The organism is Stenotrophomonas humi (assembly GCF_001431415.1).
Lineage (GTDB): Bacteria > Pseudomonadota > Gammaproteobacteria > Xanthomonadales > Xanthomonadaceae > Stenotrophomonas > Stenotrophomonas humi.
In genome coordinates this window covers 15,234-27,089 of the sequence record NZ_LDJI01000038.1, presented here as the reverse complement: position 1 = coordinate 27,089, position 11,856 = coordinate 15,234, and the positions used below count along the sequence as shown (strand labels likewise).

The 11,856-nt window shown below is 61.8% G+C and carries 12 protein-coding genes; 7 read left to right on the top strand and 5 right to left on the bottom strand.

Annotated features, from left to right (window positions below; translation table 11 throughout):
* Window positions 1-140: transposase (locus ABB26_RS18770; protein ID WP_152982734.1), on the bottom strand; the 140-nt coding region annotated here is incomplete at its 3' end.
* 146 nt (window positions 141-286) lie between these two features.
* Between ABB26_RS18770 and ABB26_RS16960 the strand changes: the two genes are divergently transcribed.
* Window positions 287-1,228 (top strand): LysR family transcriptional regulator, encoded by a 942-nt coding sequence (locus ABB26_RS16960; RefSeq protein ID WP_057635898.1) that lies wholly within the window; start codon window positions 287-289, stop codon window positions 1,226-1,228.
* A gap of 288 nt (window positions 1,229-1,516) precedes the next feature.
* Here ABB26_RS16960 and ABB26_RS16955 read toward each other — a convergent pair whose 3' ends face one another.
* Window positions 1,517-4,381 carry a TonB-dependent receptor gene (locus tag ABB26_RS16955; RefSeq protein WP_057635897.1) on the bottom strand — a complete coding sequence of 955 codons (2,865 nt, stop codon included), beginning with the start codon at window positions 4,379-4,381 and terminating at the stop codon, window positions 1,517-1,519.
* A 231-nt stretch (window positions 4,382-4,612) separates the two neighbouring features.
* Between ABB26_RS16955 and ABB26_RS16950 the strand changes: the two genes are divergently transcribed.
* Window positions 4,613-5,782 (top strand): OsmC family protein, encoded by a 1,170-nt coding sequence (locus tag ABB26_RS16950; RefSeq protein WP_057635896.1) that lies wholly within the window; start codon window positions 4,613-4,615, stop codon window positions 5,780-5,782.
* A 197-nt stretch (window positions 5,783-5,979) separates the two neighbouring features.
* Here ABB26_RS16950 and ABB26_RS19480 read toward each other — a convergent pair whose 3' ends face one another.
* Genes ABB26_RS19480 through ABB26_RS16940 form a run of 3 tightly spaced genes read right to left on the bottom strand, consistent with a single transcriptional unit; the run spans window position 5,980 to window position 7,855 of the window.
* Complete coding sequence (locus ABB26_RS19480; protein WP_275452825.1) at window positions 5,980-6,078, bottom strand: TOBE domain-containing protein; 99 nt, start codon at window positions 6,076-6,078, stop codon at window positions 5,980-5,982.
* A 36-nt stretch (window positions 6,079-6,114) separates the two neighbouring features.
* Window positions 6,115-7,578, bottom strand: a complete 1,464-nt coding sequence (locus ABB26_RS16945) for an amidohydrolase family protein (protein WP_057635895.1) — start codon at window positions 7,576-7,578, stop codon at window positions 6,115-6,117.
* Window positions 7,568-7,855, bottom strand: coding sequence for a hypothetical protein (locus tag ABB26_RS16940; RefSeq protein ID WP_152982733.1), 288 nt, complete (start codon window positions 7,853-7,855; stop codon window positions 7,568-7,570). The genes ABB26_RS16945 and ABB26_RS16940 overlap by 11 nt, the downstream gene beginning before the upstream one ends.
* Before the next feature lie 150 nt (window positions 7,856-8,005).
* Here ABB26_RS16940 and ABB26_RS16935 point away from each other — a divergent pair, with 150 nt between their 5' ends.
* The 5 genes from ABB26_RS16935 to ABB26_RS16915 all read left to right on the top strand — a co-directional run bounded on the left by ABB26_RS16935 (window position 8,006) and on the right by ABB26_RS16915 (window position 11,791).
* On the top strand, window positions 8,006-8,518 hold the full coding sequence (locus tag ABB26_RS16935; protein ID WP_161809069.1) for an RNA polymerase sigma factor: 513 nt from the start codon (window positions 8,006-8,008) through the stop codon (window positions 8,516-8,518).
* On the top strand, window positions 8,505-9,077 hold the full coding sequence (locus ABB26_RS16930; protein WP_057635892.1) for a hypothetical protein: 573 nt from the start codon (window positions 8,505-8,507) through the stop codon (window positions 9,075-9,077). Before ABB26_RS16935 ends, ABB26_RS16930 begins: the two co-directional genes overlap by 14 nt.
* Window positions 9,078-9,267: 190 nt before the next feature.
* Window positions 9,268-9,996, top strand: a complete 729-nt coding sequence (locus ABB26_RS16925) for a DUF2239 family protein (protein ID WP_245626260.1) — start codon at window positions 9,268-9,270, stop codon at window positions 9,994-9,996.
* 93 nt (window positions 9,997-10,089) lie between these two features.
* Window positions 10,090-11,493 (top strand): MATE family efflux transporter, encoded by a 1,404-nt coding sequence (locus ABB26_RS16920; protein WP_211261986.1) that lies wholly within the window; start codon window positions 10,090-10,092, stop codon window positions 11,491-11,493.
* Window positions 11,429-11,791, top strand: coding sequence for a GIY-YIG nuclease family protein (locus tag ABB26_RS16915; RefSeq protein ID WP_057635889.1), 363 nt, complete (start codon window positions 11,429-11,431; stop codon window positions 11,789-11,791). The genes ABB26_RS16920 and ABB26_RS16915 overlap by 65 nt, the downstream gene beginning before the upstream one ends.
* Window positions 11,792-11,856: the final 65 nt, after the last annotated feature.

The following is an 11,856-nucleotide window of genomic DNA, read 5'->3' as shown; positions in this document are numbered from 1 at the left end:
TCGTGCTGACGTCTCCAACCATACAAACTGTGGACCGATACACCCAGCCGCTCAGCAACCTCAGCTACTGGCCGGCCATATTCGACAATTTGCCGAACCGCCTCGATCTTGAACTCATCCGTGTAACGTTTCGTACTCATAACCACCTCCGCCTAAGCCATAGTTTATGGCTGCGAGGTGTCTACGAAATCCTGGGCGATTCACACCAGTCTATTGACAACGGCGATATCTCTTATCTGACTTATCGGCGATAGACTGACAACTTACATTCTTCAATCTACCCCCTATGACGACCTACAGCGCCTCAAGGCTTCAAGGCATCAGCGCTTTCGTCCAAGCCGTTGAGACCGGCAGTTTCACTGCCGCCGCCCAGCGGCTCGGCGTGACCAAATCGGCCGTCGGCAAGAGCGTGGCAACGCTCGAGCAGCGACTGGGCGTGCGATTACTCGAGCGCACTACCCGCCGCTTGTCTCTCACCCAGGAAGGCGCGGACTTCCATCAAAGCTGCATACGGGTGCTGGCCGAGCTGGACGAAGCAGAGACCCGGGCGGCTTCGCGCCGGCGCGAGGTTGCAGGGACATTGCGTATCAGCCTGCCGGTGAGTTTCGGCAGGCGATGGATCATGCCTGAGCTGGTCAAAGTCACCCGACGACATCCCAAGCTGCACCTGGATGTGCGTTTTTCCGATCGTGCGGTCGACCTTCTGGAAGAAGGGATCGATATGGTGGTGCGGTTGGGTGAACCCGGTAACAGTGCCTTCCTGTCATCACGATGCCTGGGTCATCAACGCGTGGTCACCTGCGCTTCGCCCCAGTACCTTGCGGAACACGGCCCGCCCGCACGCGCAGTGGATCTCGCCGCCCACGACTGCCTCACCTTCGCAGGTGTCGGCGGCATCGTGCCCTGGACACTGCAGGGAGAAGACGCGGGCACGACCCGTCTGGTGATTGAAGGCCGGCACACCATCAGCGACGGCGAAGCATTACGGGCGGCGGCGCTCGACGGACTGGGTATTGCCCAGTTGCCGACGTGGCTTGTGGCCGATGAGCTGAGGAGTGGCGCACTTGTCGCCGTCTTGGCACCTCGGGGCGTGCAAGGGGCGGCCATACAGGCATTGTGGCCGGCGACACGCGACCTCGCGCCGAAAATCAGGGTGGTCGTTGACCAACTCATTGCCTGCTTCCTGCCGCGTGCTCCCTGGGATACAGCGCTGCCGGAGGAGCCGTAATCCATGGCAGCGATCCCGTCTTCCATGTTCAATTCGGACAACGCTGCAGGCTGCATTGAAGTTATCCGGATTCGGTAGACCGAGCAGACCACTTCGGATTGAACCAGATCATGCGCGCACTGCCACGCCTGGCATGGCACGTTGGCACAACCCGCCCCAGCTTGCGGCGGCTGCGATAACCCCTGCGGTCCGATTTGGAAAGCGTTGGAAGGTGGTCGCTACCTTCCAACCTTGTACTCCCATAGCCCAGCCGTATCTCGACAGAGCTATGGGCCTTCACACAGCTCCTCAGTACAGCGATGCCTGCACCGTGACCCCCAACCAACGAGGGATACCTGGCTTATAGGAATTCCATGTCAGCGGCACGCCGGTGTCCTGATCGAACAGGTTCTTGGCGACCAGGCTGATCGCGAAGCGGCCATCCTGGCGGCCGAGGCCGATCGAGAAATCGGTGGTACCTAGCGGATCGGTCTTGGCGTAACGCGAAAGCAGCGTGTCGGTGTAGTAGCTGCTCTGATAGTTGTAATTGAGGTTGGACTGTAGCGCCCACACCTGCCCCAACGGGTACGAGAAGTCGGCGAACAGGTTGCCGCTGACCTTCGGCGCACCCGGCAGGGTCTTGCCGCTGGCGTCGTAGTACGGGCCGGCCGGATTGCTGCCGCCCAGCTCAGCCGGATTCGGCGCGCGCGGGAACCTGCGGTAAGTCGCATCCGTGTAGGCACCAGAGAAACGCAGCGTGGTGTACGGGATACCAAAGTAGGCGACATCCAACTCCAGGCCCTGCGTGCGCACCTTGGGCACGTTGCCCAATGCGGCGACATAAGCGGGCTTGCCATCGTTGTTCAATGCCGTCTGCACTTCATCGTAAACGAAGGTGTTCTGGATGTAGTCGTCGATGTTCTGCAGGAACAGCGTGCCGGCCAGCGAAAGGGTGTCGTTGAACAGCAGCGATTTGAAGCCCAGCTCCCAAGCCTGGGTGGACTCGGCCTTTGCCGGCAGTGATTTGCCCCCTTGCGCCGTGGCACCGACGATCTGCGTGATGCCGGGTTTCTCGCCGTAACGATACGAGCCGTACACCGTCAGCGCATCATTGATGCGGTAGTTGAGGCCAAGCACCCCGCTGACCAATGTTTCTTCATACTCTGGCGCAGCGATGTTCAGATACGAGCTGCCGATGCGTCCGGCACGAATGGCCTTTGCCGCGGCGACCTGCTGCCGTTGCTTCGCGGTCAACGCGTTGTAGCCCGTCGCGCCGAAGTACTTCTGCGCGACCAGATCGGCCAACGCCAACTGCGCCACTGAATTGCCGCCGGTCAGATTGCCCAGCGCATCGTTGGCAAAGCCGTTGTAGACAACATTGTTGACCTTGGCCGGATTCAACTCTGCGGCATAACCATCGGCAAAAATCGCGCTGCCAGCGCTGGTGTTGCGCGTTTCACGGCTGATGCGCAGGCCAGCGTTGACACTGAAGTCATCGTTTATCTCCCATTTGAGGTTGGAGTATGCCGCCAGCGACTTGTTGTCGTAGCGCTCCTTGCGCTGTGTGATCAAGCCATACACGGAGTTGAACAGCAGCTGCCGCCCGTTGGCATCCACCGCGTTGGGCAGCGCGGGATTGATCGGATCCAGCAGCGCATACTGCGCTGCGTTGGCGTAGTAGGCGCCTCCGTCGGTGCCGTAACGCTCGGTCTGGCTGTAGTTGGGGAACTTGCCATGGAAGTAGAAGCCACCGGCACGCAGGCTCAGTGCATCGTTCAACTGGGTATCCAGCCGAAGCTCCTGGCTGAGTTGCTCGAAACTCGTCTGCGTACCACGCGGCGCGCGCAACCATTCAAAGCCGGTGTGCGACCCTGCGCCCTGCGAGAAGTCGTAATCGCGCCAGCCGGTGATCGACGTCAACGTGGTGGCGTCACTGAGTCTGTAAGCCACGTTGGCCATGACGCCGGCAGTCTTGTAGGTGTTCGGGTACTCACCGATGGTATTGACGCGCGGCCGGTAATAGTCGTCGATGGTGTAACTGCTGTTCTGTGCGAACCAGCGCCGCTGCAGTTTTCCGAATACGTCCTCGGCATAGTTCACCTGCCCCGGGTTGCCGGTTGTCAGACTGGTCCAATCGTAGGTCGCCGGCGTCTTGGTGTTGAACCAGAAGCAGTTCTCGCAGATTTCGCGTCCCTTCGGGGTGACATCCACCGACAGGTTGGCTTCAATCCGATCATTCGGGGTGAACAGCAATTGTGCGCGCACGTTGGTGCGGTCGGTGTTGCGCCAGCTGTAGTGTGTATCGTTGGCGTTGTCGAAGGGACCGTCGGCAGCTTCGCGGTTGACGCTCAAGCGGTACGCCAGCTTCTGATCGACAATGGCGCCACCCACAACCGCTGTTGCGATGGTGGTGTTGCGCTCGCCCAGGGTGATGGCCGCGCGCGCTTCCGGAGTGAAACTGGGTTTGCGCGTGGTGATCTCGATGCGTCCCACATTGGCAGCGCGCCCGCCCTCGGTCCCATTGGGTCCGCGCACGACCTGCACGGACTCGATATCCAGGTAGTTGCTCAACGCCGAGATCGCATTGATGCCGTGGCCCACGCCGTCGACGGCGACGCCAACGCTGGGTTCGAGTACACCGGAGCCGGCCGCCCAACCGACCCCGCGTACGAAGATCGAAGCGGTATTGGGGTTCTGCCACGACGTTCGAACATTGCCGATACGGTTGACGATGTCGCGGAAGTTGTTGACGTGGAACTTCTCCAACTCCTCGCCGGTGACCGCGGAAATGGAAGCCGGTTGTTGCTTGATCTGCTCGCTCTTGACGATCACTGCATCCAGCAAGGCCGCATCACCAACACCGGGTGCGGCGGCGACACGGGACGCCGGTATCGATTCAGCCGCAGATTGCAGTGCAGTGCTCGGCGGGGGCTCAGCAACAACCTCGGCCGGAAGGCCGGCGGCCCGGCGCAGGCGTGCGATCTCCGCTTTCAGCTGCTCGTTCTCACGCAGTAGTTGCTCACTGGACTGCGCATGCGCACGTGCCGGCAACATTGAGCCGGCCAATGCAGCAATGATGATGCAGGCAAGAGCAGAACGCGCCGGCAGATGATTGTTCTTCGCCGCTACGGCGGAGCCGCTGGGCGCACGGTGACGCACGGGGATGTACTGCATCCTGCACACTTCCTTTGGGGGTTGAGCGACGGATGCTAGGAACTCGTTGCCACGCTGAATAATGACCGCATCGAATGAGGCCATGTGCTGTATGGAATCAGTCGCCGCAGATGACGGCGCTCTGCCAACGGTAATATCGGCATCGCCATCGGCTATTTCCTCAGCATGCTTGCAACATGGAAAGTCGGCAGTCATTCCGGCCGTCCGGCCAGCTGCGGAGTCCTGCCTGTCATGCCCATTGCCCGTCCGTTGTTCTTTGCTCTAACCACCGTCCTGTCCACCGCCTTGTTCTTACCCGCGGCGTCTGCAGCGCAGTCAAGTACGCCTCTTCGCGACTACCTGACCGACAAGCGGGCAGCCATCCAGGCTCTGTCAGCACAGGACGGTGTACCGACCTCGATCCATACCAAGGTGACGGCCGAGAGTCGTTCCGGCGTGCGCCGTCTTCGCATTGGTGCGGGTGGCGAATTCCAGTACATCAGCGACAGCGGCCGCGACTATGCCGGTTACAACCTCGGTGCAGGATCCTGGGATTCGTTTGTTGGCGTGCTTTCCAGCGCCATTGCAGATGAATATCTGGTGCAGGCAGCTGCTGCCAACGTACCGCTGGATTCACTGGACGTCGTGTTCACCAGCGTCCCCAAGCGCAAGAGCAAGGACCTCAGCTACCCGAACAATCTCTCCTATGTCGCCTACATCGACTCCCCGGCCACCGATGCACAATTGCAGGCGCTCAAGCGCGCGGTTCATGAGCGATCCTCGGCCATCAACCTGGTGACGCAGCCACAGCAGATCAGCCGTATCGATGTCGAGTACACCCAGACACCTGCGCATCGCGACCCAAGCCTTCCGCCCGGCCTGCGTGACTTCATCACCCAGGAGAAGCGCCCCGCGGTATTGGCCAAGCAGAAGGAGACGGAAACGGGTAGCCAGCCGACAGCGGAGCCACTCGTTGCCCGTGCACATGTCGAACCGCATACCGGCTTGCGCCAGGTGTTCATCGGCAAGGACGGCTATCACCTGCAGCTGCACGACAGTGCGCCGGGCTTGCTGGGATATGGATTGGGGCCGACTGCGGAAGAGCATCTGATCGGCGTGACCACGACCTGCCCCACGCATATCTTCGAAGTCCAGGCGGCTGCTAGGAATGTCCTGCTCGATTCCCTGGAAGTGACCGCTGATGCCGAGCTCAGCCCGCGCTTCGGCAAGAACGTGCCCGCTCCCGCGCACTATCGCAACATCCGCTACACGGCACGCATTGAATCACCAGCGTCCGAGCAGGAGATCCTGGCCCTGCGCGATGCAGTTGAAGAAACCTGCCCGCTGTACAACCTTCTCAAGGACGCGCAGACACTGGAGGGAACGATCGTGCACGCCGCCTATGCGGGAACTGCACTGTGACCCTTCATCGCGTCACCCACTGATCCAACCCGCAGCCAAGCCGGTACGGATGCCCGCAACGACGCATCTGCTGCGGCGCTGCGGTTGATTTCAGGCCTTCCGCGCACGCGAGGGAACCTTCTCGCGTGCGCGGCCGGGTCACGGCCCTTCCCTGCTCTCGCGGAACAACGCCAGACACGCCTCTACACCAACACAGTTCACCCAGGCACGCCGACGATGACACTCGATGCCTTGAACAGCGCCGTTGCTTTCGTTCCTTCCTTCAATCCCAGAGCCCTCGTGCTTTCCCGCGTGATGTCGGCGGCGAAGCCAACGATCTCGATGCGGGGCGTTTATCGAGGCACGATGCTTGCTGTTCGTGATGCCCAATCCACGCTGCCGAGAATCTCCTCGGGCGTTCCGGCCTTTCCATCGGCGAGCACAAGCTTCAAGTCGCGCAGGCTTCCTGGATCGCCAAGCGGGTTGCTTCCGCAGAAGGCGATATCGGCCTCCATGCCTTCCGCGATGCGGCCGGTGCGATTGCCGATGCCCAATGCATCGGCGGCGTCCGATGTTGCGAGCCGGAGCACGTCCCAGGCACTGATACCGGCACGCAGGTGCAGTTCCAGTTCGCGGCTGTACGCCGGGCCTCCGCCATTGCCGTCGGTTCCCACCAGAACGGGAACGCCTGCGACATGCAACCTTCGCGCGAACTCGAGCACCTTAGGCATCACTGCCCGCGCTTGCCGGTGGTCCTCTTCACTCATGCGCGGCAGGAAGGCCAGCAATGCTTCGAGGTTGGCTGGATGAGAGTAGGCCCGGTCTTCGGGCGGAAGCACGCTGTCCAGGCGATCGCTGTTGTAGGCCAGCTCGTTGACGCCCAGCGTCGTGCTCACGACCACGCGCCGCTGGGCCAGCTCCGCAAGCATCTCCTGGATGAGTGGGCCGTCGAAATCTGCCAGTTCAAACCAACGGAAGAGATAGCGGGCGTCCGCGCCACGCTCGGCCAAGTAGGTGACGCGTTGCTTGGGTTCAAGCAGGTCGGCGCTGGTGGGCAGGGTGTGTTCCAAGCCATCGATGCCGAGCCGTGCCGCCTGCGTCCAGCTGATGGTGTCCAGGTGTGCGATAGCCTTGAGCCCGTTCCGGTGTGCTGCCTGGATGCCCTGCTTGAGTTCATCGGCATCCAGTCCGCTGTAGAGCTTGAAGTAACGCATGCCCATGTCGGCCTGCCGCCGGGCTTCCATGTTCCACTCTGTCTCCGAGCGCGGGTAGGCGAACGCGGCACCGCCAAATGGCGGGGGCTGGATGACGGCACCGGCATGTAGTGCTTCAGGACCAAGCCACGCGCCCGTCCGGATCTGCGCATCGTAACGGGCGTTCGCCGCAGGATCGCCACCTGGATTGCGAACCGTCGTGATCCCGAAAGCGAGCGCGACGGCTGCGTTGTACTGGGTGATCGCATCGACACTCGGAATGCTGATGAGGGGAACGCCATCGATCACTTCCACGCTGTGCGGGCCCGAGGTGATGTGGGCGTGCCCATCAATCAGCCCCGGCAGCGCGTAGTGGCCTGCCATGTCCACGGAACGCTCCGGGAGCCGGCCCTTCCACTCACCTGAGCCGACCGCCGCAATTTTGCCGTCGTTGATCAGGACGTAGGCGTCTTCCACCACACGCTCGGCATCGGGATCAACCAGCGAGAAGCCGTGATAAAGCACACCCGCTGGCACCACGTTCGTTGTGGCAACCGAACTGCAGCCCGCCAAAGCTGCACAGGCCAGGAGCGCGATCACCGTCTGCGTGATTTCACGCTGCATCGCCGCGCCTCCCAGGCAGGAGTTTGCCCAGCAGCTTCCGGCGTAGTTGGACCACGGTAACGCCCAACAATGCAGCCGCTATCCAGAACAATACCTCGGTGGCTACAAGCGCCACACTCAGCAGGACGATCCGCGCCCCGGTCCCGACGCCGATTGCCATCGAGATCGCAACCGTAAGCCACGTCGCCACGCAGATTCCGCCTCCCACAGCGAGTATTCCCTTCTTTCCCTTCGAGCGGCCGAGTGCAGCGGCCCATTGGCCAATTTTCTTTCGCATGGTCATTTTCCCTGTATGTGGCTTTCGCTGGCGCCTGCTCACGATGAACATGCCAGTCCCCTGGGTAGTAACCTCCAGAAGGTGGTTTCTTACCGTTCAAGCAACGAAAGACTGCGTGTAAGAAATTGCCGCCTTCGAACGACTGAGGGCTTGTACCGATTTGGAGACATCGCCCTGATGCACCCGTTGTGGTCCGACGTTCAACTCCATCTGCCGCGCGTATGGCGGACGGTTCGTGCCTACGAGCGCGACCGGAGCGCGCAGGAGGACCTCGTACAGGAAATACTGCTGGCCGTGTGGCAGGGTCTGCCGCGACTGCGTGATCCGGCCCGTCTCCCCGCCTACATGCTGCGTATTGCCCACAATCTTGGCGCCAGCCACGTGCGGCAGGCGGTGCGCAGCACGGACCGTTCACCCTTGGACCAGGAGGCAATGGAATCCATTGCCGACGCCTCCTCCGACCCCGGCGAAGTCGACACGCAATGGCTGCTCGACGCATTGCGCCTGATTCCTCTGCCCCAGCGCCAGGTACTCCTGCTGCAGCTGGAGGGCTTCGATTACAAGGAGATCGCCGAGATGCTGGGCATCAGTACCGACAACGTGGGCGTGCGGGCGCACCGAGCCCGAAAGGCACTACAGGAGATCCACGATGGACATCAATGACGACGCGCTCCGCGCGCTCTGGCAACGCCAGCAGCCCCCGTCAGGCCTGGCCGACGCGATGGCCCGGAAGACCCAGCGACACCGCCGCGTGGAGAAGGTACGCCGCGTCATCGAAGTCGCCTTGACGGTCGCTGGAGTTGCCTTGCTCACCTGGCCGGTAGCAGACGGGAAGCTGTCACCAGGGCAATGGCTGCTGATCCCGTTCTTCTCGGTATTCCTGGTTGCCAGTTGGACCATTCTGCTGCGACAGCAGACCGAGCAGCGCATCGCCGCTCACGAGCCGGTGTCGGTCTACGCTTCCGTCCGGAAGCTGCAACTGCGCAACAGGCTGCGGCATCTGAAGCTGGCCCATACGTCAGCGCTCGCGCTGAGCGGCTACGCCCTGGTCAGCCTGATCGCCTGCCATCTGTTCAGTGCAGCAGAGTGGCAGCATGCCGCACATCGCCTCGCGGCTTGGGCCATCGCCTGGATGGTTGGAACCTGGTGGTTGGTCAGCCGACAACGCGTGGTGATACGGCAGGAGTACCGTCGCATCGCGCGGCTCGGGGCAAACGACTGACCGGATACAGCTGGTTGCAGGCAGTCGATCCCAGAAAGGTACCAGCAACAGATCAGTCGTCACCAATGGACTGACTACTCCGGGGCGAAAGCTGAATTCTGGGCTTGACTGCTGCCGGTCAAGAGCGGCCATCCTGATATCCAATGAGCCCTGCAGCTCCTTTTCATGGGCAGTGTCCCTGCGGAACCCTTTGTGGCCGTCGATCAATCCTTTTTCGCTGAGCTCTGTGTTGGATGGCGCAAGGCGGTGCAGGCTGCGCCAACTCAGATGGAAAGATCGCTTCCCAGGGTTTATTTTTATCCGGGTGTTATTGACGGATAAATATTACCCGGGTAATATGCGCGCTATGAATCCAAGCATCCCAGCCAGCTACACCGTTTTCCTTGGCACGCGCCGCCTCACCTCAGGTCCCTTGCACGAGGTTGCCTTGGCCGTGCTGCGCGCGGAGCAGGTGGACGCCGACGCGCATACGCTCGTCTTCAGCGATGCAAGCGGACAGCCTGTAGATCTGAATTTAAGCGGTGGCGAAGATGCTGTTGTGGCGCGCTACATAGTGAGTGCGCCAGCCCAGTCCCCAAAGGGACGCGGCCGCCCCAGACTCGGCGTGGTCGCTCGGGAAGTAACACTTCTGCCAGAACACTGGGACTGGCTTGCGGCGCAAACTGGCGGTGCGTCAGTGGCTCTACGCAAGCTTGTGCACGAAGCGCGGCAAAAAGGTGGCGCCAGGGAACAGGCGCGTCAGGCGCGCGAGCGCGCATATCACGTCATGTCTACGTTGGCCGGCAACCTCCCCTGCTTCGAGGAGGCATCGCGTGCGCTGTTTGCCGACGACCGCGAGCGGTTGATAGCGCAGATGGACCCATGGCCACAAGACGTGCGCGCGTACGTCCTGCAGCTCATCGAACCTGCCCCCGGCTAAGTCGAGCCCCTTTCTCCCTTTCTTGGCAACCAGTGCGCGGCTATAGGTCGCAGCGTTGTGGGAACACGCATGCCCCCGATCCGCGAGACGCGCATGAACGAGCCGGAATCACCGCCACCCGCAGGACCCACACCAACGCTGCGTACGCATTACCTTGCGCTGTTGGCACCCTTGATCCTGACGCACGCGTTGCAAAGCGCGAGCGGACTACTTGATGGGTTCTGGCTTGGACACCTGCTGGGTGTGCGCGGTATCGCGACAGCTGCGTCTTTCTTTCCCGTGTTCTTCTTGCTGTTGTCGCTGATTATCGGACTGGGGGCCGGCGCGACTATCCTGGCAGGCCAAGCATGGGGTGCGCGGAATGCGGCACAAGTGCGCCGCGTGGGAGCGACGGCCTTCGTGGCGGCGCTTGGCGTCGGGCTTGCGGTCGCAATGATCGGTGTGTGGTGCACACCGTGGTTGATGCAAACACTCGGCACGCCGACCGACATCTTGCCGACCGCAATCCGCTATGCACGCGCAATGCTGCTGGTGATGCCCTGCGTCTTCGTCACTTGGGCAGGCCTGTCGCTGAGCCGCGGCACCGGCGACGCGCTCTCACCGATGTGGTCTTTGCTGGCTGCGGCAATCGTGGGTGCGGTGTCCACGCCGCTCCTTGTGGCCGGCACCTCTTTGGGCGTGGCAGGCGTGGCAGTCTCGGTACTCGTCGCACAAATCACTGCGCTAACCGTACTGATCCGGCGTTGGCGTCGGAACTGCCATCCGCTTGCCATTGGCGCGGGATGGCAGGACTACAAGCCAAGTGCCGTCATCGCTAAACGCATGGTGCGCATCGGTCTACCGGCCACGATGCAGATGCTGGCGATGGCGCTGGCTGAGATTGTCCTACTCGGCCTAGTGAACCGTCACGGCTCAACCGCGACCGCCGCCTATGGCGCAGCAACGCAGATCCTGAGTTGGGTGCAGTTCCCAGCGATGAGCCTGGGCATCGCCGCAGCAATCTTCAGCGCACACGCAATCGGTGCGGGACGTCGCGAGCGGCTACCAGCAATCGTGAATATGGGGCTGCGTTTGAATGCCGTGGTCACCGCACTGTTCGTGGTGGCTGCACATGTGCTTGCGCCATTCGTTCTGCGCGTCTTTCTGGAACCAGGGCCCGCGCTGGACCTGTCAGTCGCGATCGTGCGCACCATTGCTTGGAGCGTGTTGCTGCTCGGATGGAGCAACGTGTTGGTGGGCGCGATGCGCGCGCGTGGTGTGGCGTTGGTGCCGGCACTCCTGAGCTTGACGGCGATCATTGGCATCGAGTTGCCGGTCGCAGCGGTACTGGAAGCACGCTTCGGTTTAGCAGGCGTGTTCTGGGCCTGCCCTGCCGCATTCCTGGCCATGCTGGTGCTCCACGGCCTCTACTACTGCCACAAGGAGAAGAAAGATGGACTCTCACGCCAACACGGCATCGCGCTTGGCGCGACGGGCGACCGCGCGCCAAGCGCGTGACGCCTTCCCCCCGATGGGCATCTATGCCATCCGCGACCGCGCAAGCGGTCACCTGCTGCTCGGCGCGAGTCGCAACGTACACGCATCACTCAATCGCGCACGCTTCGAACTGCTTATGGGCAAGCACGCAGATCAGATACTGCAGGCCGAGTGGAACCGCAGCGGCGTGGAGGGGCTCATCTTCGAAGTATTGGAGCTCGTGACGGAACGCGAGGATCCAGACTTCGATTACGCGAGCGAATTGAAAGGGTTAAAGCAGATCTACGACGAACTGCAAGAACCGATGTCAGGAGTGTAGAAGCCCTGCAAACCCGCACGAACCGTCACTTGGTGCATGCAGCGCTGATACTCGCGCTCGACGAC